A 20,276-nucleotide genomic window follows, 5' to 3' on the forward strand; every position below is an offset into this window, starting at 1 on the left:
GACGGCACTTCTGTCTGCCGTGCGATGGGTTGATGGCATGGCGGATGAGACGAAGAGAAACGTGGCCGTCGTCGGCGCAGGCGTGATCGGCGCCTCGATCGCTTTCGAGCTGCAGCGGCGCAGGTTTGAGGTGACGCTGATCGACAAGGGCGAGCCGGGCCGCGGCACCTCCTTCGGCAATATGGCAAGCATTGCGCTCGATTTTGCCGCCGGTTCCGGCCCTTCGACCTGGAAGAAGATCCCCGGCTGGCTGCTCGATCCTGAAGGCCCGGTCTGGCTGCGTCCCTCTTATGCCGTAAGGATGCTGCCCTGGTTCCTGCGCTTCCTCGCTGCCGGCCGGCCCTCGCGGCTCAGAGAGATCGAGGACGCCGGCATGCGCCTGTCGAACCGGGCGCTTGGCGATTTCAAAGAGATGCTCGAGGCGATCGGCGCACCCGAATTGATGACCGAGGAGGGCTGTCTCGCCATCTACGAGACCGAGGCGGAATTTGCCGCCGATCGCAGCCATCTCGCCATGATGCAGCGCTACGGCCTCGAATTCGAGGTCTTGAGCAACGGCGCCATCCAACATTACGAACCCGCTTTGTCACCGGCGATTGCCAAAGCCGTGCTGCTCCCCAACAACAAGTCGATCCGCGACCCCTACAAGCTCGTGGTCAAACTCGCCGACGCCGCAAAGGCTGCCGGCACGACCTTCGTCTCCGGTACTGTGCGGAATATCGAGCGCCGGGGCGATGACACCGCCGTCGTTCTCCTCGAGGATAGCAGGCGGATCGAGGCGGGTTCGGTGGTGCTCGCCGCCGGCGTCCACACCCGTTTCCTTGCCGAAAAGCTCGGCGAGCCGATCCCGCTCGAAACCGAGCGGGGCTATCACACGCAGATCATGAAGCCCGGCATCGCGATGCGCTATTCGGTGATCTGGCCGCATCGCGCCTTCATGGTGACGCCGACGGCGGGCGGCATCCGGGTCGGCGGCAATGTCGAACTTGCTGGCCTCGATGCGGCGCCCGATTTCCGCCGTCCGCGGGTGCTGGTGCGCCACGCCCAGCGTGCGCTGCCCGGTCTCAAGGTCGAGGAGACGACGGAATGGATGGGCCATCGCCCGGCGCTGCCCGACACGATCCCGATCATTTCGCCCTCGTCGAAAATGCCGGGCGTTTTTTATGCGACCGGCCACGGCCATCTCGGCCTGACCTTTTCGGCAACGACAGCGCTGGTGATCGCCGATATGGTGACCGGGCTTAAACCATGCCTCGACATGACGCCGTTCCGCATAGACCGATATTAGGAGGCCCCGATGTCCGAAACCACCAGACCCGTCGCGCTGATCACCGGTGGCGGCCGCGGTATGGGCGAGGCAATCGCCCGCGAGCTCTCGGCGCAGGGCTATCGGCTGGCGCTGATGTCGCCGTCGGAAAGCTGCGAGAAGCTGGCGGCCGAACTTGGCGGCGTCGCTTCGCGCGGCGTGGCCGAAAAGGCCGAGGATCTGAAGGCGATCTTCGACCTGACGATGAAGACCTATGGCCGCATCGATGCCGTCGTCAACCTGAGCGGCCATCCGCCGAAGGGCGACCTGCTCGATATATCGGACGAGAACTGGACGCTCGGCTCGGACATGATGATCCTGTCGCTGGTGCGCATGGCCCGCCTGGTGACGCCGGTCATGCTGAAACAAGGCAAGGGCGCCTTCGTCAACATCACCACATTCGCCGCCTACGAGCCGACGCTGGTCTTCCCGGTTTCCTGCACCTACCGCGCCGCTGCCGGCGCCTTCACCAAGCTTTATTCCGATCGTTATGCGGCCGACAATATCCGCATGAACTGCATCCTGCCGGGCTATATCGACAGCCTGAACCACAAGCCCGAGACTGCCGAGAAGGTCCCGATGAAGCGCATCGGCCATGTGGAGGAGATCGCCAAGACCGCGGCCTTCCTGCTCTCCGAAGGCGCGGGTTACATCACCGGCCAGAATATCCGCGTCGATGGCGGCGTCACCCGTCACGTCTGATCTGGAGTTTTCGATATGAGATGGAAGCGCACGATCCAACTGCTGGATGTCCACGCCGAAGGCGAGATCGGCCGCGTCGCGATCGGCGGTGTGCCGAAGATTCCCGGCGATACCATTGCCGCCCAGCTGCACTGGCTGAACACCGATCCGAAGGGCGACGAACTCCGCCGCTTCCTTTGCCTGGAGCCGCGCGGCGCCCCGATCGGCTCGGTCAACCTGCTGCTGCCGGCGCGGCACCCGGAGGCCGACGCCGCCTTCATCATCCTGCAGCCCGACCAGGCGCATGCGAGCTCCGGCTCGAACTCGATCTGCGTGACGACGGCGCTTCTCGAATCCGGCATCGTCGAGATGAAGGAGCCGGAGACGATCGTGACACTCGAAACCGCCGCCGGCCTCGTCAAGGCGACGGCGACCTGCCGCGACGGGCGCTGCGAGAAGGTCCGGCTGACCATGGTGCCGTCCTTCGTGCACGAGCTCGATGTCGCAATCGACACGCCGCATTGGGGAAAGATCAAGGCCGATATCTGCTATGGCGGTATCTTCTATGCGCTTGTTGATGTCGGCCAGATCGGTCTGACGATCGAGAAGGCCAATGCCGCCGGCCTCGTCCAGGCCGGCATGATCCTCAAGGAACTGATCAACCGCGACATCAAGGTCGTCCATCCCGAGATCCCGGCCATCTCCGGCGTCGCCTATGTCATGTTCCGCGATACCGAAGCCGATGGCACGGTGCGCACCTGCACCACCATGTGGCCGGGCCGAGCTGACCGCTCGCCCTGCGGCACCGGCAACTCCGCCAATCTCGCGACGCTCTATGCCCGCGGCAAGGCCAAGGTCGGCGACACCTTCACCTCGAAATCGATCATCGGCTCCGAATTCGAAGTCGGCCTCCAGGCGGTGACCGAAGTGGCCGGCCGCCCCGCTGTCATCCCCACCATCACCGGCCGCGGCTTCACCTTCGGCCTGACCCAGGTAGCGTTAGATCCCTTTGACCCGCATCCGGGTGGTTTTGCGCTGACGGATGTCTGGGGGCCGGCCGCCGGGGAGATATGAACGGTTGGACGCCGCATCCGACTGCCGCCACCTTGCCTCGGTCGAGCCACCGGTCTCGCCCCGTCTTTCCGACGACCGTAGACGGGGCGAAGGGATATGTCGCGACGTCTCGATTCCCTCTTCTCCCCAGCGGGGAGAAGGTGCCCGTAGGGCGGATGAGCGACTATCTGGGTTGTCAAGTTGCGCATTCGAATTCTCTTCGCGCATCCCGTGCTTTTGCATTGAGAATGACCAGCAGTTTTCGGGCGAGCGCAATGCGGATAACCATTTTTGGCTTGCCAGCGCTCTGCAACCTTTGCCTGAAGGCAGCCAAATGCGGATCGTACCTGGCCGCGGTGGCGGCGACCAGGAACAGGATGCCACGCGGTCCGGAGCGCCCGCCGCGCACCGGCCGGGGTCCGCTGCGTTTGCCGCTATCGTTGGCAATCGGCGCCAGGCCGGCCAGTTTGACGATCGCCTTGTTGGAGATTCGGCCGATTTCGGGCAGTTCGGCCATCAGCCGGGCAACGGTACGGTCCGCCACCCCCTTGATCGAGCGAAAGGCTTGGTTGAGGCAGGCCCAGAGCGGATCGTCGTCGATCATCGAGGCAATCTCGCCCTCAAGGGTGCGGCTCTGGCGCACCAGAAGCGCGATCACTTCGTCGAGGCTTGCCACACTCTGCTGATCGCGGGCAGCACTGCGGCGCTGCCTCTGGACGGTCAGATCGCTGGTGACCTGAGACAGCCGCGTCATCAGCGCCGACAGCCGCAGCTGCGCGGCTTTCGGCGGCGGCAGGGCAGACAGCCGCCTGGCCTCGGCATAATGGGCGATCATCGCCGCATCGATCCGGTCGGTCTTTTCCAGAAAGCCCATGGCCTCGGCAAAGCGGCGCACATGGCGCGGATTGGCAAGCGCGCAGGCGATCCCCAACTCCCACAACAGCAGGAAGGCCGAACGCTCGTAGCCGCCCGACGCCTCCATGACGACGAGCTCGACACCCTGCTCCCGGCAGAGCGCAGCCAGCGCGCCGATGCCGGCCGCATCGTTGCTGAAACGCTCAAAAACCCCGGACGGGCGGATAAACGCATCCAGCCAGTCCTTCGAAACATCCACTCCACATATAACTCTGTTCACGGTAACCTGCCTTGTGCGTGCGGTTGAAGCCAAGCGACTATTCGGTCGTACGTGACGATGACGAAGATCCCAGGCTCATCCACGGTTGTAACCGGAGGGGGAAACGGGCGACTTCGTCACGCCTCTGGCTGGGTGGCCACCCAGCCAGAGGCTCAATCGCTTCCATCGCACATAAAATCTAACATGCAGATACAAGGGGGCCGCCGATGCCAGTCTTTTCAACAACGCCCGTGCGGCTTCGACCATGTCGGTATCGTTTTGCATGTTCAGCGCGCTTGCCGTCGGGGTGGCAATTACGGCAAGGGCGTGCCGTGTGGCCCCCTTGTATCTGCATGCCGGCACCTTCTCCCCGAGGGGAGAAGAGGATATGCGGCGACCTCTCCGTTCCTCGCCCGCCTCTCGCATGGCGCGTCCGCTCTTTGTCAGCAGCCTGAGATCTTAGAGCGGGATTGTTTTATGTCCGTTCATATCCGGCTTCCTTGAAGTAGTTTTGGCACTCTTTCGGCGAGACGGTTTGAAGGGTGGCTGCCAGCGCGTCGTCGATGGCCTGTCGGGTTCGAGCCTGCGCCTTGCGCAGCTCGTGCTTGATCTTGGCGAAGAGTTTTTCGATCGGATTGAGATCGGGGGAATACTGCGGCAGGAAGAACAATCTGGCGCCGGCCTTGCGGATGGCGGCACGGATAGCGCCGGCCTTGTGCGAGCCGAGATTATCCATGACGACGATGTCGCCGGGTTTGAGCTCCGGTACCAGCACCCTCTCGACATAGATGCGAAAGCGTTCGCCATTGATCGGGCCGTCGATGATCCACGGTGCGCTGACGCGGTCGGCCCTGAGGGCTGCGACAAAAGTCATGGTATTCCAGTGGCCGAAGGGCGCATGGCCCAACAGCCGTTCGCCGCGCGGCGCCCAGCCCCTGAGCGGCGTCATATTCGTCTTCGTCCAGGTTTCGTCGATAAAGACAAGGCGAGATGGATCGATGCGATGGCGATGCTTCAGCCAGCGCGCCCGCCGGGCGGCAACATCGGGCCGCTCGCGCTCGCTGGCGACCAACGTCTTTTTTTATAACTCAGCCCTTCCTCATGCACGAAGGTCCGGACGGCGCTGTAATCCACTTTCAGGCCGCGCTCTCCGAGTTCCGCCACCAACCCGCGCAAGGTGAACGCCTGCATGTGGCAGCGATCGATCAACCAGACCCGATGTTTACCTGAGATCGCCCGTGGCTTGTGCCCGCCCATCTGGCCGGGAGCCGCGCTGCCCGTCTCACGCAAGCGCCGGACCCAGTCGATCGCGGTGCTGATGCCAATGCCGAAGCGCTTTGCCGCCGCTCGACACGACAGGCCCTCGCGCGTTACTGCGCCAACAACGCGTTCCCGAAGATCATCCGAAAAAGGTTTCGCCATCCAGACCGGCCTCCTGCACCGGCCAGAATGGTGAATCTGATTTGCACCAGAAAGGGAATCCCTGTTCCGATTCCGACTAAAACAATCCCGCTCTAGCCCGACCCGGCTCAAAACCGTTGTAGAGGGAGCCGGCCGCGGCATCCTCCACGCTCCTCATCCTGAGGTGCGATCCGCAGGATCGCCTCGAAGGACACGTCGCAAACGCCACTCCTTGCATAGATCCGACGCCGAAATGCCCGCCTCGTCCTTCGAGGCCCCTTCGGGGCACCTCAGGATGAGGCTCTCTTGAATGCCGGCGCCAGCGACCCCACCAAGCTTCCGCGACCGACTGACCAAAGGTGACGCAGGCGCACTCTCGCGTAACAATATTCGAAACGCGATCAGCCCTGCCTGAGCTCAGCACCACCGGTGGCCAAGCGCATGGACGTCGGTCGAGGCTGGAATTTCGCCTGCTGATATCGCCTGGTTCAGGCGCGCCTTCAGGCGGTCGAGCGTGACGGCGCGGGCGGCGCGCACGAGTTCGCCGAGTTCCACGTGACCCTCGCTGCCTCGGTCATCCCAAGTGCGTGAGTATCCGTCGCTTAAGGTTTAGGATGAACGTTTTGGAGAGTGTGGAACGGCTGGTCGGCCAGATGGACAGCGCTTGTTTGCCGATGGCGTCAGGTCCTATGCGTTCGATGCCGACAAAGCCAAGCAGCTTTGACCGAAAAGTGAGGCATTGATAAGCGTAACTTGAAGTCGGTAAGCTCGTGTCGGCTCTGATTCAGAGCCGACATACCGCGGCCCATCAACCGCGTTGCAAAATTCTGGCGCTGGCCTGGCCTGTGGCAAGCTTCTCGGCCGGCGCTGGCCTGCCAAGCAGATAACCTTGGCCGATGTCGCAACCCAGGTCCTGAAGCCGCTGAAGCTGGCTCTCCTCTTCGATACCCTCGGCCGTTATCGTCACGCCAAGTCCCACGCCGAGAGCGATGATCGCCCTGATCACCTTGTCTTGCTTATCGTCGGTTTCGAATGAAGAGACGAAACTCCTGTCGATTTTGATCTTGTCGAACCGGTAGTTGGATAGTTGCGAGAGGCTGGAATAACCTGTTCCAAAGTCGTCGAGAGCAATCCCGACCCCGGCATTCACCAGATCATCGAGGAGGATTCGTGCCGTAACGGCGTCCTGGATGATGGCGCTCTCCGTCACTTCCAGCTCGACCCGGTGCGCGGGCAGACCGACATCGCCCAATATCTTGAGAATTCTGAGCCCCAGTAACCGATCGCTCAGTTGGATCGGAGAAAGGTTGAATGACAGGACGAGCTCGCTTGGCCAGGAAAGCGCATCGGTGCAGGCGTGGCGAAGCAGTTGGTCGGTCAATTCGACGATCAGACCGGCTTCCTCCGCCACCGGAATGAATTCGTTCGGTCGGATGAATTCGCCGGAGGCCGTCTTCCAGCGTGCCAGCGCCTCGAAGCCGATAGTCCTATTCGTTTTCAGGTCCACGAGCGGTTGATAGTAGGGAACGATCTCGGCCTTCCTGATGGCTGCTCTCAGATTGGCTTCCATCCGAATGCGCTTCGCCAACTCGTCCTGCATCGAAGGCACGCAGGGCTTCACCAGATTGCGCCCCTGCTTTTTGGCGACATACATCGCACAGTCGGAATGTCGAATGACTTGACTGAGGTCATCGCCGTTCTCCGGAAAAAGCGCGAAGCCGACGCTGGCGCCGAGGTCAACGCCGACACCATTGAATGTGAACGGCTTGCCGATCACGGTCACTATGCGGTTCGCCAACACGGCAAGATCGGGATTTCCGGTTCGCCGCGCCAGGACAACGAATTCGTCTCCACCAAGGCGGAAAACGTGTTCGCGGGGAAAGAGGGAAGAGAGCCGCTGAGCAACAGTCTTCAGCACCGCATCACCGTGATCATGCCCCAGGAGGTCGTTGACCTTCTTGAAGCCGTCGAGATCGATGCTGAACACGGCGTAGGCTTCTTCCCTTTGATCGGTCATCGCCTGCGCGCATACGGAATCCAGAAACCTGCGGTTAGGCAGTTCGGTCAGCGTGTCGTGACAGGCAATCCAGTCTACGTTCTTTTCGGCCTGCAGCCGGCGATTGACCTCCCTCGAAAGATCCCGGATTCTCAGTGCGGAATAAATGAGCCCGAGAAACCCGGAGATATTGAGGGCGAGGAGCGCATGGTCCAGCGGATAGTCATGATGCTTTTCGATGAACCGATCCAGCCCTTCATGCCATTGGAGGAAACAAGACAGGCAGAAGAGAAGCAGGAAGACCGCGAGCCAGGCAACGATCTCCACCTGCGGTCTGGTTGGTTGGATGCGAGGCATATGAACAGGCTCCTGTTGTGTGAAGAGCCATCATGGCCAGCTCGAAGGACCGCATCGTCCCCAAGATGCTTTCAATCAACAGCCGACATGGCTGATGCTCGTATCATCGAATGCCGCGTCGGGCATTGCAGTCGTTGATCAAGCTGCGCAGCACCGACAAGTCCGTAAGATCGTCCACCTTCGAAGGTTAATGTCGCGTTTGTATTGACGAAGGTGCGAGCGTTTCGCTGCGTGAATTGGATATCTTTCCCGTAAATCGGATGAGGCTTCGATTCGATGGTGTCTGCCGGTCGCCGTCAGCATCCGCGCGTCGCCGGCGACCGCGAGCCGGCTCCGCAGTCTCGCCAGGGTAGGGCATCCCACGGCCGATCAACCCGCCAGCATGTTATCCCCCAGGCTGTAGCAGTGGCTTGCCTGATAGGCGTTCCGACCTCGGTTCATGTGCGTCACATTGAAAGTCCGAATGGCGCGCAAGATGCGGCGCTCCGCCAGGAATTTGCGGATCGAGGCGGAGCCTCGCACAGTGATGCCGAAAATGTCCTCGCCGCGTGGGAAAAAATAACCGACGTCTTCGAGCGTCGTGACGCAGTCCTCGAGAAAAGCCTCGTCCACATCGCCCTGCGCGGGTGAATGGTCGGTGGTGAAATGCGAAAGATGCACCAGGAATCGTGCACGCAGGCCCTCGCCGTCGGCGTAGAGCGTGAAAAGCTCCATCCAACTCGCATTGACGCGGATGAGCGGCTTGTCGGACGTCGAGGGCAGGCACGAAACCGACCAGTAGTGACGCTCAGTCTTGCGCGGGATGGGGATGCAGGTTTGTCCGTATACGCTGAGAATTTCCAGAACATCTTGCGCCTGCGGGCGACGAAGCAGCTTCTCGAACCGTGCGACGTACCTGAACCGCTGTTCCAGGGACTCCTCGCGTTCTTCGGCGTCGATCAACTCCGCCTCGCCTTCTATCCAATCGCGCTGCTGCTCAGGATCCAGAAACTTGCGCAGACCGGTGGTGCTGCGACGGGGAGTCGTGCTCATGTCAGGTGCCATCTGAGATCCGTGTCCTCATCGCTTCACCGGCCTGATCCCGCACGTCTCCATACAGCCGCGCGACGTCGGCTCCTGGTGGTGAGGCGCCGTTCGCAGCCGAGCGATTTGCCGGCGCGGCGGACCAACGCACCGGCCGCACCATAACATCTATCGAACGAATGGCGAAAGACTGACCTTAGCCGGCCCGAAAGCCAAAGCTTACCGATGACCAAACCGCTGCGCACTTTTGCCGTTGTTCCTCCAGACGAAGGGGATCGTACATGCCGGGCACCCAGGCCCCGCCCTCTAGGATAGATCACCCCTTCTTCGGCGCCTATCCTGAACAGGTTTTGCCAACCGGCCGTTTTAAAGTTCTGCCTCTCGCAGCAGTTCGTTCAGGCGAGTGGCCCATTCCTTGTTGCCATCTCTGAACGGACCAAGCGCATCGCCGGCAGATTCGGAAAGATCGCTTGCAGCCGCAGCAAAGCGACGAGCCTGCTCACGATGTCCCACGGCCATATGGCAGCACGCCTGAATGCGCAGAAGCGCCGGCCAGTCAGGCCGCGCCTTTAGCGCCGTACGTCCCGTTTCGAGCGCGCTCTCGACGTTGCCCGAAAAGAACAGTGCAAGCATCAAGAGGCTGAACCAAACCCCATTCTGCTGATCATGGGGGTTGAGTTCGAGGCCGCGAGCCAGGGGCTTTCGCGCGCCGGCCGCATCCCCCGAAAAAAGACGGGCCATGCCGAGGACGAGATAGCCCAAGGCAAAACTCGAACCGAGTTCAATGGACCGTTCCGCTGCGAGGATCGCCTGGTCAGCCCTGCCTGTATAGGCAGACACAATTGCCAGCGCATAGTGCGAATATGGGTTCCGCGCATCGAGATAGATCGCCCGCAGGGCCGCATCCAATCCTTCCCTCCCGTCCGCGGCGGGGTTATCAGTCCAGCCGTAGGCAATGAGGCCCGCATTGACCCGCGCTCGCCAGATCTGCGCCTCCGGAAGCATGGGATCGAGCTCCGCAGCCTCGCGGAACAATCGCCGTGCGATTATGTGGGTGGACTGCGTGACCTTGTGGAACTTGAATGTGCCTTGCCGTACAAGGTCCCAGGCAGTGATGTTGCCGGTGTGCGGAGCCACCTGAAGCCCGTGGCGTAACAGCAGCTCGGGCTCGACCGCCGCCGCGATCCGCTCGGCGATGGCGTCTTGCACCGCAAATATCTCGGCCACCTGAAGATCGTAATGTTCGGACCAGACTGTGGCGCCTTTCGCTGCATCGGCGAGGTGCACCGATATTCGGATCCGATCGCCGGCATACCGGACAGCTCCATCCACCAGAAAATCGACGCCAAGTTCGCGCGAGATAGATTGCGGATCCCTCGAGCCATCCCTCCTTGTGAAACTCGCCCCATGTGAGGCGACGCGGAACCATCTGAACCGAACGAGCGCCATGATCAGATCATCGGCGATACCGTCGGCCAGATACTGTCTTTCAGCATCACCGCCGAGATTTTCGAACGGCAATACGGCAATCGCCGGGATCGAACTGGTCTGCGCATGCCATCCGCTATCGGCTGCGTCGGCCCGGCTCTCCACCGGACCGGCAAATCTGTACCCGACCCGCGGGACCGTGACGATCCATTCGCCGCCGTCTGATGCAGGGCCGAGCAGCTTGCGAAGGGCGGCAATCTGAACGGAAAGATTGCTTTCCTCGACGGCCAATCCCGGCCAAACCGCATCCATCAGGGCCGACTTGGAGACGACACCTCCCTGTGCCGAAAGCAGAGCGGCAAGCAGGGAAGCACCGCGGGCGCCAATAGCGACAGGCCTATTGTCGCGAAACAGGCATCCGTTCTCGGCAATGAACTCGAAGTTGCCGAAGGCAAGGTGCTGGGTGTTCATGGCCGAGATGATACGCGATTTCGCAGCTTTTCGGAATTTTTCGGCCCCGCTTCAGGACTTGCGCCGGCTGAGCGCGCAGAGTCTGCTCCAGTGCAGCGGTTGAAGTGGTGAGAGCGATGAAGAACGAAGCAACGCAACCGAAAAATCCTCATGGATTAACCGCGAAAGTCGTGCGCGGGAGCGGCAGCCATGTCGCCGAGCAAGGGTCGGTCTATCGCTCGGGCGTCTCGGCACAAAGCGTCGGGTCAAGCATGCTGTGGCTGGGGATGATTTCGCTGCCCGCAGGCAGACGAACCAAGGCCCATCGCCATGAGGGACACGAGACGGCCCTTCTGATGACTGCGGGCCAAGAGATCGAGATCTGGTCGGGGTCGGAGCTCGAACAGTGCGAACTGGTCCACGCCGGCGACTATCTCTTCATTCCGGCCGGCGTTCCCCACGTGGCCGTCAATCGCAGCACCGAAAACGCCGAATTCCTCGGTGCCCGCAACGACCCTGCCGCTAACGAGAGCGTCGTTCTGATGCCGGAGCTCGACAACATCGTACCTTAATCACACCCGGAGGTGCACCATGGCCATCATCGAACAACGTCTGGCCGAAATCGGTCTGGAATTGCCCGAACCTTTGAAAGTTCGCGAGGGGCTGCATATGCCCTTCGCCTGGGTTCGGGTGCGCGGCACCCGCGCCTACATTTCGGGTCACGTCGCGTGCAACCGCGATGGGACATTGGCAACTCCGCTTGGCAAGGTCGGAGCGGATGTTTCGCCGGAGCAGGGTTACGCGTCAGCCCGGCTCGTTGCCCTGGCCCATCTCGCCAGTCTCAAACGTGCTGTCGGAGATCTTGATCGGGTCACGGCTTGGCTGCGCGTCTTCGCCATGGTGAATGTTGCTCCGGGTTTCAATGAGACGCCGCTGGTCACAAACGGCTATTCCGATCTGATACTGGAGCTGTACGGCCCCAACGTTGGCGCCCACGCCCGCTCGTCAATCGGCATGGCCATCCCTTTGAATGCGCCCGTAAACTGTGAAGCGGAAGTCGAAATAGACGGGTGACCGCCAGAACAGGATGATTTTAGGCCAGTTTGGCCTAAAATCTGAATCCTGTTCCACGCCAGATCGTCAGAGCATGGTGTCGTCCGATAACCGCTCACACTTTCGGCATCATGCTCTAGTAAACGAAGGGATCAACCTCAGCATGGGGGTCCGCCTCCTTCGGATAGATCACGCCCTTGCGCAGGATGATGTTGGCGTAGAGCCTGGGCTCGCCGGTCTGGATCACCGCATGGGCGGATTTCACCCTACCGTAGAAATCCTGGCCGATCAGCGGCACCACCTGCCGATGCGGCTCGTGGCGGGCGCAGCAGTCGATCATCTCCTCGTGCACGGGGTCGAGCTTGTCGCGCTCGGCCTTGACGGTCGAGCGGAAGATCGCATCAGTCACGAAATCGTCGATCGGCAGCACGCTGAGCACGGCGTTGAGGACCGGGATGAGGTGGTGGCCATCGAGCCGGATCAGCCGGCGGGCATGTTCGACGCCCGGATAATTGCCGTCGACGATGGCGATCTCGTCACCGTGGCCCATGGCGCGAAGCGTAAAAAGCAGCTCCGGGCTCAACAGCGGATCAAGTCCTTTCAGCATGGTCTATCTCCTTGAAAAGTACGTTCTGGTCGGTGAGGTAACGCGCGAAGATCGGCAGGCTGGCGCCGCCGATGGCGCGCGCCTGGGCGCCGACCGCGCCCTCGATGATTTCAGGCATGACGACGCCCTGCAGGTCGAGTTTGGCAGCTTCGTCGATGGTGGCCTGCACCATGCGGCTGCGCACCCAATCGGGAAAGCCGCCATCGATGACGGCCGCACTGAAATCGAGGATCGAGGCGGCGGCGACGATCGCCTGCGCCAGCGCCTTGGCGCTATCCCGGATCCAGGCTTCCATCGGCGCGCCGAAATCCACCCAGTCGTCGGCGGAATACCACAGCGGCTCGGGATCGATGCCGCGTTCGCGCAGCATGTTCTCGAGCACGAAGATCGAGGCGATTTCAAGCAGCTGCTTCGTCTCGCCGTTCTTGCCGCGCACTGGCAGCGGCCCGATCGCGCCTGCCGTGCCGGTGCGGCCGGAAAAGATCGCCGAATTCAAGACGATGCCGCCGCCGATGAAGGAGCCGATGAAGAAATAGACGAAATCCGGGTAGGACGGCCCGACGCCGAAGACGAGTTCGGCGCCGCAGGCGCTGGTCGCATCGTTCTGCATGAAGACCGGATGGGAGACGCGGGAGGCGATGTCGGCCTGCAGGTCGACGTCGCGCCAGACCTCCATGGCGCCCGGCGGCGCACCCACCTCTTCGGCCCAGTTCCAGAGCTCGAAGGGGGCGGCGATGCCGAGGCCGGCGATGCGGCCGCGCTGCTTTTCGTCCAGCCGGTCTTCGAGCTCGCGGATGCCCGAGGTGACGAAGGCGAGGATTTCATCCGGCAGCGGATAGGCATAGGTCCGGTGCAACTGCATGCGGATGCGGCCGACGAAATCCATCAGCACCAGATCGGCGCTGCGCCGGCCCATCTTCAGGCCGAAGGAATAGACGGCATCGGGATTGATATGCATCGGGATCGACGGCTGGCCGACACGGCCGCGCACCGGTTCCCCGCGCGACAGCAGCCCTTCCTTTTCCAGCACCCGCATGATCACGGAGACGGTCTGCGCCGACAGCCCGCTGCGGCGCGCGATATCGGCCTTCGACAGCGCGCCGTAGAGACGCACCAGCGACAGCACGAGCCGTTCGTTATAGGCTCGCACCCTGACCTGGTTCGCACCTCCGGCCGGATTGAGAATTGGTGGCGGGACCGGCGTGTGTTCCGGTCCATCCAAGGACGACATGGCCGCTCCTCCCGATCGTTGGCCTATTGCCCTAATTCGTTCGAGCATGCCACATCGAATTAATAATTCAATTGGATTTATTTATTGACAAGCCAATTTCTTTTCGCTCTTAATTGCCGTCGTCAAGGGCACGGGACCGCTAGGAGGCATTAGCGATCCACGGCGAAGTGTCATATCTTAAGCTTCCGGCCCCGCAGGGGCGGCGCCGGCAAACTCTGGGAGGAGTTCCATGAAGAAATCCGTTCTCGCTTTCGGCGCGCTCGCGCTTGGTGTCACCTTTTCCGCTCCTGTCATGGCGGCTGACGTGGCTGCCTGCCTGATCACCAAGACCGACACCAACCCCTTCTTCGTCAAGATGAAGGAAGGTGCGACGGCCAAGGCCAAGGAACTCGGCGTCTCGCTGAAGTCCTATGCCGGCAAGGTCGACGGTGACAGCGAAAGCCAGGTGGCTGCGATCGAAAGCTGCATTGCCGACGGCGCAAAGGGCATCCTGATTGCTGCTTCCGACACCAAGGGCATCGTGTCTTCGGTCAAAAAGGCCCGTGATGCCGGCCTGCTGGTCATCGCTCTCGACACGCCGCTGGAGCCGGCCGATGCCGCCGACGCCACCTTCGCCACCGACAACCTGCTCGCCGGCAAGCTGATCGGCCAGTGGGCCAAGGAAACGCTGGGCGACAAGGTGAAGGACGCCAAGGTCGGCTTCCTCGACCTGACCCCGTCGCAGCCGACGGTCGACGTTCTGCGCGACCAGGGCTTCATGATGGGCTTCGGCATCGATCCGAAGGACCCGAACAAGATCGGCGACGAGGACGATGCTCGTATCGTCGGTCATGACGTGACCAACGGCAATGAAGAAGGCGGCCGCAAGGCCATGGAAAACCTTCTGCAGAAGGATCCGAGCATCAACGTCATCCACACGATCAACGAGCCGGCCGCTGTCGGCGCCTATCAGGCGCTGAAGGCCGTCGGCATGGAAAAGAACGTGCTGATCGTCTCGGTCGACGGTGGTTGCCCGGGCGTGAAGTCGGTCAAGGAAGGCGTCATCGGCGCCACCTCGCAGCAATATCCGCTGATGATGGCAGCCCTTGGCGTCGAAGCGATCAAGAAGTTCGCCGACAGTGGTGAAAAGCCGAAGCCGACCGAAGGCAAGTCCTTCTACGACACCGGCGTCTCGCTCGTCACCGACAAGCCGGTTTCTGGCGTCAAGTCGATCGACACCAAGGAAGGCACCGACAAGTGCTGGGGCTGAGCCCTGATTGTTGAAAGCAGACCGGCCGGGGCTTGATCCCCGGCCGTTTTCGACGGACGATGTGCCGTCGCCTCGCGAACCGGCTAATCAAAGACCGGATGGATATCGGTGACGGCCCCCGCGCGAGTTCGGCGCGCGGATGCGGAGGAGGAACCATGACCGGAACACAGGAATTCGAACGTGTCCTCGACGGCAGCGACAAGAGCGTTGCCTCCTTCGAGCACGAGAATGTCTCGCTGATCAAGCGCGCGCAGCATTTTCTCCACTCGACGCCGGCCGCCGTGCCGCTGATCGTGCTGGTGCTGGCGATCATCATTTTCGGGATCACCATCGGCGGACGGTTCTTCTCGTCCTATACGCTGACCCTGATCCTGCAGCAGATCGCCATCGTCGGTATTCTCGGCGCCGCCCAGACGCTGGTCATCCTGACGGCCGGCATCGATCTTTCGATCGGCGTCATCATGGTGATCTCGGCGGTTATCATGGGCAATGTCGCCATCACCTATGGCATACCGACGCCGATCGCGGTCGCAGCCGGCATGCTTGTCGGCGGCCTTTGCGGATTGCTGAACGGCTTCCTCGTCGCCTACATGAAGCTGCCGCCCTTCATCGTCACGCTCGGCACCTGGAACATCGTCATGGCGACGAATTTCATCTATTCCGCCAATGAGACGATCCGCGACACCGACGTCGACGAAAAGGCGCCGCTGCTGCATCTTTTCGCCGTGAGCTTCAAGCTCGGCAGCGCCGTGCTGACCGTCGGCGTCATCGCCATGGTGCTGCTCGTCGTGGTCCTCTGGTATGTCCTCAATCACACCGCCTGGGGCCGGCATGTCTATGCCGTCGGCGACGATCCGGAGGCAGCCAAGCTCTCCGGCATTCAGACCAAGAAGGTGCTGCTGACCGTTTACGCCATCTCGGGCGTCATTGCCGGCTTGGCCGCCTGGGTCTCGATCGGCCGCAACGGCTCGATCTCGCCGTCCTCGGCCGTCACCGATTTTAACCTCCAGGCGATCACCGCGACTGTGATCGGCGGCATCTCGCTGTTCGGCGGCCGCGGCTCCATCCTCGGCACGCTCTTCGGTGCGATGATCGTCGGCGTCGTCTCGATGGGCCTCAACATGCTCGGCGCCGACCCGCAATGGAAAGTCCTTTTGACAGGCGTGCTGATCATCGCCGCCGTCGCTATCGATCAGTGGATCAGAAAGGTTTCGGTGTAATCATGGATCGCGAACCCCTTCTCACCGCCCGCGGTCTCGTCAAGCGCTATGGCCGCGTGACCGCGCTCGACAATGCCGATTTCGATCTCTATCCGGGTGAAATCCTCGCCGTCATCGGCGACAACGGCGCCGGCAAGTCCTCGCTGATCAAGGCGATATCCGGCGCCGTCACCCCCGACGAGGGGGTGATCACCCTCGAAGGCCGGCAGGTGCAGTTCCGCTCGCCGATGGAAGCGCGCGAGGCCGGCATCGAGACCGTCTACCAGAACCTCGCGCTGTCGCCGGCGCTGTCGATCGCCGACAACATGTTCCTCGGCCGCGAGATCCGCAAATCCGGCGTGCTCGGTTCGATGTTCCGCATGCTCGACCGGCCGGCCATGGAAAAGCTGGCGCGCAACAAGCTGTCCGAACTCGGCTTGATGACCATCCAGAACATCAACCAGGCGGTGGAAACGCTCTCAGGCGGTCAGCGCCAGGGTGTCGCGGTCGCCCGCGCCGCCGCTTTCGGCTCGAAGGTCATCATCATGGACGAACCGACCGCAGCGCTTGGCGTCAAGGAAAGCCGCCGCGTGCTGGAACTGATCCTCGACGTGCGCGCCCGTGGCCTGCCGATCGTGCTGATCTCCCACAACATGCCGCATGTCTTCGAAGTGGCCGACCGGATCCATATCCACCGCCTCGGCCGCCGGCTGACGGTGATCGATCCGAAGGAATACACCATGTCCGACGCCGTCGCCTTCATGACCGGCGCCAAGGCGGTGCCGACGGAGCCGGTCGCCGCATGAACGCACGCATCGATGAAATCGCCGGCGCAGTTCTTGACCGCGCCGGCCATTCCAAGCGTTTCCTGGTCGCCATCGCCGGACCTCCGGGCGCCGGCAAATCGACCATGGCCGACAATTTGGCGGAAGCGCTGAAGGCCAGGGGTGAAAGTGCCGAAGTCCTGCCGATGGATGGTTTTCACATGGACAACGCCATCCTGATCGAACGCGGCCTGCTGGCGCGCAAGGGCATCCCGGAGACCTTCGATGTCCGCGGTTTCCTCGATATCATCCGCGCCGTCAGGCTGGCCGATCAGGAAGTTCTGGTGCCGGTCTTCGATCGCTCGCGTGAACTCGCGATAGCGTCCGCCCGACCTGTTTCCCCCGATCACCGCTTCATCATCGTCGAGGGCAATTATCTGCTCCTTTCGCTCGGCAAATGGGCCGAACTCGAAGGCGTCTTCGATTTTTCGATCATGCTGGCGCCGCCGATCGAGGTGCTCGAGGAACGGCTCTGGGCGCGCTGGCGTGGTTATAACCTCACCGAGGAGGCCGCCAGCGCCAAGGTCTACGGCAATGATTTGCCGAACGGCCGGCTGATCCTCGAAAACCGCCGCCCGGCGGATGTGACGCTGGAGATCGCGCTGGCGTGATGCCGCGGATTGTTCTCACATGGGAACAATCCATGCCGCCCGGTCCTGCGTAGCGGTTCCGGATGCCGATAGGCATAACAAGGTGCTGGCAGCGCCTCTTGTGAATCAAGGTTTCGCAGCAAGTCGGCCGAATTCGAGCAAAAGGGACTTGCGCTTGAGTATGGTCGCGAAGGATAACGTCCACACACCCTGCCGTTTGGTCGGTGCCCTCCTTTGGCGGGGTGCCGGCATGTCCGTCATGTAAGAAGTCACGCGATGCGTCGGGCTCCCCTCGCCGGATTTTCGATGAAGTCTGTGCGTTCATGCCTCTTCCTCATCCCGTTGGAGATGACACATGACGTTCAGCCTTCCCATCACGCGCGCGATCTTCGCCCTTTTTCGCGTTCCATTCTTCCCTGCCGCACTGACTGCAATCCTCTTCGCTATGCTCGCCGAGGCAATGGCCTTCAGTTACATCGCCCTGCTCGCCGTTGATAAGATCGGCATGTCGCCTCTGCAGTTGGGAGCTTTTCTAAGCCTGTCGGCGATCTCAGGCATCGTCGTCACGACGATCTTTGGCCACTTTCATGACCGCAAGCCGATGATGTGGCCGTTGCTGATATCCTTGCTGGCCAAGATGGCTGGGTTCGGTCTCTGCGCGGTGGCGAGCGAATCGTGGATGCTGTTTCTCAACGCGGCCGTCCTCTTCGGTATCAGTTCTGCCTCGTTCTCCCTGCTGTTTGCGACGGCGAAAGGCTATCTCGATCGCACAGGCGAGCAGACGAGCGCCAAGGGCATGGCGGCGCTGCGCACGTGCAATTCGCTGAGTTGGGCCGTCGGGCCAGCCCTGGGCGCCATTCTTGTTCGCTACTGGGACCTCGATGGCATCTATGTCGGCGCAGCTTTGCTCGCCGCCTTGGCGCTGGCGGTCGTGCTGGTGAGCCGCATCAAGGTCGTGGCGGATACAGCTAGCCGGCAGCGCCTGACGCTGGACGTTTTGATGTCCACAGCGCCTGCCGTGTTGGCGCTTACCGCCTTTCACACCGCCATGTTCACCGGTGCCAATGCCGTGTCGATCGTCGTTGCCCAGCAGTTGGGATCCGAGGCGGACGTCAGCCTGCTGTTCAGCCTCTGCGCGCTTCTTGAGGTGATTGTGATGAGCCTGTTCGTGTTTCGGCCGGCACGCGGGGCGAACAGGCTGCTCCTGCTGGCCGGCTTCGGGGTCTTCGCCGTCTATTACCTGTTGCCGATCCCCTGGCCCTCACTGACGACGCTCTACCTTGCGCAGTTGCTGCGGGCGACAGGCATCGCGATCATCAGTATCGTCGGCATGGCTCATTTGCAGGATCTGTTGCCTGGCAGGGCTGGAATCGCAGCGGCCCTCTTTGGCAATAGCGCGAACGCCGGCCTTCTTTTCTCGGGGCCCGGGACCGGCCTTTGGGCGCAATCCTTTGGCTACTGGTCGTTGTTCGAGCTTTGCGCCGGTCTCTGTCTGCCCGGAGCGGCATTGTGCCTGATAAGATCGGTTCGGAGATAGAGCAGCGGGCATGAAAAGAGCGAAAGCCCGCCGCATGAATCAATTTCAATGCGATGCGCTTTAGTGTTATCGAGACCGCAGACGCATCGCTTCGGAGGCCTGCCATGCAATCGATCACCATCCGCCGTCCTGATGACTGGCACCTGCATCTGCGCGACGGCGCCATGCTGGAGGGCGTGATCGCTGATACGAGCCGCACCTTCGCCCGCGCCATCATCATGCCCAATCTCGTGCCGCCGGTCGTCACGTCAGCTGACGCCAAGGCCTATCGCGAGCGCATCCTCAAAGCCTTGCCGGACGGCCATCGCTTCCAGCCGCTGATGACACTTTATCTCACCGAACATACCAGCCCGGATGATGTGGAGGAGGGGAAGAACAGCGGCCTCATCACCGCCGTCAAGCTTTATCCCGCCGGCGCCACGACCAATTCGCATGGCGGCGTGCGCGACATGGAAAAGGCGATGCCGGTGCTGGAGCGCATGGCAAAGATCGGCCTGCCGCTCTGCGTCCATGGCGAGGTGACGACGCCGGAGGTCGATATCTTCGACCGCGAGGCCGTCTTCATCGACACCGTGCTCGATCCGCTGCGCCAGCGCCTGCCGGAGCTGAAGGTGACGATGGAGCATGTGACGACATGGGATGGCGTCGATTACATCAAGGCGGCCAAGGGCAATCTCGCCGGCTCGATCACCACCCACCATCTGATCATCAACCGCAACGCCATCCTCGTTGGCGGCATCCGCCCGCATTATTACTGCCTGCCCGTCGCCAAGCGCGAAAACCACCGGCTGGCCTTGCGTGCGGCGGCCGTCAGCGGCGATCCGCGCTTCTTCCTCGGCACGGATTCCGCCCCGCATGTCGATCCGCTAAAGGAATGCGCCTGCGGCTGCGCCGGCATCTATACCTCGGTCAATACGATGAGCTGCCTCGCCCATGTCTTCGAACAGGAGGGCGCCCTGGAACGGCTCGAAGCCTTCGTGTCGCTGAACGGGCCGGCCTGGTACGGGCTGCAGCCGAACGAGGAGCGCATCACCCTGTCACGGCAGGCCGAGCCGGTCGTCTTTCCCGCGAGGATTGAAACCGGCGCCGGTCCGGTGACGGTGTTCGATCCGATGTTTCCCCTGCGCTGGCAGGTGATGCACCAGGAGTAAGCTTTCGGATTTCAATTTTAAATAGA

At 61.9% G+C, this 20,276-nt stretch carries 18 protein-coding genes and 2 pseudogenes; 11 read left to right on the top strand and 9 right to left on the bottom strand.

Features of this window, described 5'->3' with window-relative positions:
* Positions 1–37 precede the first annotated feature (37 nt).
* Genes N2600_RS00515 through N2600_RS00525 form a run of 3 tightly spaced genes read left to right on the top strand, consistent with a single transcriptional unit; the run spans position 38 to position 3,061 of the window.
* Entirely contained in the window at positions 38–1,288 is a 1,251-nt protein-coding gene (locus N2600_RS00515; protein ID WP_260297667.1) for an NAD(P)/FAD-dependent oxidoreductase, read from the top strand.
* 9 nt (positions 1,289–1,297) lie between these two features.
* On the top strand, positions 1,298–2,008 hold the full coding sequence (locus tag N2600_RS00520; RefSeq protein WP_260297668.1) for an SDR family oxidoreductase: 711 nt from the start codon (positions 1,298–1,300) through the stop codon (positions 2,006–2,008).
* A gap of 15 nt (positions 2,009–2,023) precedes the next feature.
* A complete protein-coding gene (locus tag N2600_RS00525) occupies positions 2,024–3,061 on the top strand; it encodes a 4-hydroxyproline epimerase (RefSeq protein WP_260109968.1) in 1,038 nt (345 codons plus the stop codon).
* Positions 3,062–3,236: 175 nt separating this feature from the next.
* Here the strand turns inward: N2600_RS00525 and N2600_RS00530 are convergent, their stop codons facing one another.
* From N2600_RS00530 to N2600_RS00560, 7 genes and pseudogenes are all read right to left on the bottom strand, one after another.
* Positions 3,237–4,175 carry an IS110 family transposase gene (locus tag N2600_RS00530; RefSeq protein ID WP_260109994.1) on the bottom strand — a complete coding sequence of 313 codons (939 nt, stop codon included), beginning with the start codon at positions 4,173–4,175 and terminating at the stop codon, positions 3,237–3,239.
* Between the two features lie 454 nt (positions 4,176–4,629).
* A protein-coding gene (locus N2600_RS00535) for an IS630 family transposase (protein WP_222282285.1) occupies positions 4,630–5,576 on the bottom strand; the annotation gives its coding sequence in 2 pieces (ribosomal slippage) (positions 4,630–5,235 and positions 5,238–5,576; 945 coding nt in all).
* A gap of 414 nt (positions 5,577–5,990) precedes the next feature.
* A pseudogene (locus tag N2600_RS00540) lies at positions 5,991–6,125 on the bottom strand (TetR/AcrR family transcriptional regulator); the annotation flags it as partial.
* A gap of 238 nt (positions 6,126–6,363) precedes the next feature.
* A complete protein-coding gene (locus N2600_RS34565) occupies positions 6,364–7,209 on the bottom strand; it encodes a putative bifunctional diguanylate cyclase/phosphodiesterase (protein WP_260298861.1) in 846 nt (281 codons plus the stop codon).
* Between the two features lie 21 nt (positions 7,210–7,230).
* Positions 7,231–7,908: pseudogene (locus tag N2600_RS34570) on the bottom strand (diguanylate cyclase domain-containing protein); the annotation flags it as partial.
* A gap of 369 nt (positions 7,909–8,277) precedes the next feature.
* On the bottom strand, positions 8,278–8,952 hold the full coding sequence (locus tag N2600_RS00555) for a hypothetical protein (protein ID WP_260297669.1): 675 nt from the start codon (positions 8,950–8,952) through the stop codon (positions 8,278–8,280).
* A 345-nt stretch (positions 8,953–9,297) separates the two neighbouring features.
* A complete protein-coding gene (locus N2600_RS00560) occupies positions 9,298–10,830 on the bottom strand; it encodes a winged helix-turn-helix domain-containing protein (RefSeq protein ID WP_260297670.1) in 1,533 nt (510 codons plus the stop codon).
* 116 nt (positions 10,831–10,946) lie between these two features.
* Between N2600_RS00560 and N2600_RS00565 the strand changes: the two genes are divergently transcribed.
* Complete coding sequence (locus N2600_RS00565) at positions 10,947–11,381, top strand: cupin domain-containing protein (RefSeq protein WP_260297671.1); 435 nt, start codon at positions 10,947–10,949, stop codon at positions 11,379–11,381.
* 19 nt (positions 11,382–11,400) lie between these two features.
* Positions 11,401–11,883: a RidA family protein gene (locus N2600_RS00570; RefSeq protein WP_260297672.1), complete on the top strand. Its 483-nt coding sequence runs from the start codon at positions 11,401–11,403 to the stop codon at positions 11,881–11,883.
* Positions 11,884–11,998: 115 nt separating this feature from the next.
* On the opposite strand, the gene N2600_RS00575 is transcribed toward N2600_RS00570, so the two are convergent.
* Complete coding sequence (locus N2600_RS00575; protein WP_260297674.1) at positions 11,999–12,469, bottom strand: RbsD/FucU family protein; 471 nt, start codon at positions 12,467–12,469, stop codon at positions 11,999–12,001.
* The gene (locus N2600_RS00580) at positions 12,453–13,700 is read right to left on the bottom strand and encodes an ROK family transcriptional regulator (protein ID WP_260297675.1); all 1,248 of its coding nucleotides are present in this window, start codon (positions 13,698–13,700) and stop codon (positions 12,453–12,455) included. Before N2600_RS00580 ends, N2600_RS00575 begins: the two co-directional genes overlap by 17 nt.
* A gap of 229 nt (positions 13,701–13,929) precedes the next feature.
* Here N2600_RS00580 and N2600_RS00585 point away from each other — a divergent pair, with 229 nt between their 5' ends.
* The 6 genes from N2600_RS00585 to pyrC all read left to right on the top strand — a co-directional run bounded on the left by N2600_RS00585 (position 13,930) and on the right by pyrC (position 20,250).
* Complete coding sequence (locus tag N2600_RS00585; protein WP_017966815.1) at positions 13,930–14,949, top strand: sugar ABC transporter substrate-binding protein; 1,020 nt, start codon at positions 13,930–13,932, stop codon at positions 14,947–14,949.
* A gap of 155 nt (positions 14,950–15,104) precedes the next feature.
* Positions 15,105–16,169: an ABC transporter permease gene (locus tag N2600_RS00590; RefSeq protein WP_026154411.1), complete on the top strand. Its 1,065-nt coding sequence runs from the start codon at positions 15,105–15,107 to the stop codon at positions 16,167–16,169.
* A gap of 2 nt (positions 16,170–16,171) precedes the next feature.
* Positions 16,172–16,954, top strand: a complete 783-nt coding sequence (locus N2600_RS00595; protein WP_017966817.1) for an ATP-binding cassette domain-containing protein — start codon at positions 16,172–16,174, stop codon at positions 16,952–16,954.
* The gene (locus tag N2600_RS00600; RefSeq protein WP_260297676.1) at positions 16,951–17,583 is read left to right on the top strand and encodes a nucleoside triphosphate hydrolase; all 633 of its coding nucleotides are present in this window, start codon (positions 16,951–16,953) and stop codon (positions 17,581–17,583) included. Before N2600_RS00595 ends, N2600_RS00600 begins: the two co-directional genes overlap by 4 nt.
* Before the next feature lie 334 nt (positions 17,584–17,917).
* Entirely contained in the window at positions 17,918–19,099 is a 1,182-nt protein-coding gene (locus N2600_RS00605; RefSeq protein ID WP_260297678.1) for an MFS transporter, read from the top strand.
* A 104-nt stretch (positions 19,100–19,203) separates the two neighbouring features.
* Positions 19,204–20,250 carry a dihydroorotase gene (gene pyrC, locus N2600_RS00610; RefSeq protein ID WP_260297679.1) on the top strand — a complete coding sequence of 349 codons (1,047 nt, stop codon included), beginning with the start codon at positions 19,204–19,206 and terminating at the stop codon, positions 20,248–20,250.
* Positions 20,251–20,276 lie beyond the last annotated feature (26 nt).

The sequence above is a fragment of the Rhizobium sp. WSM1274 genome (genome assembly GCF_025200775.1).
Lineage (GTDB): Bacteria > Pseudomonadota > Alphaproteobacteria > Rhizobiales > Rhizobiaceae > Rhizobium > Rhizobium leguminosarum_I.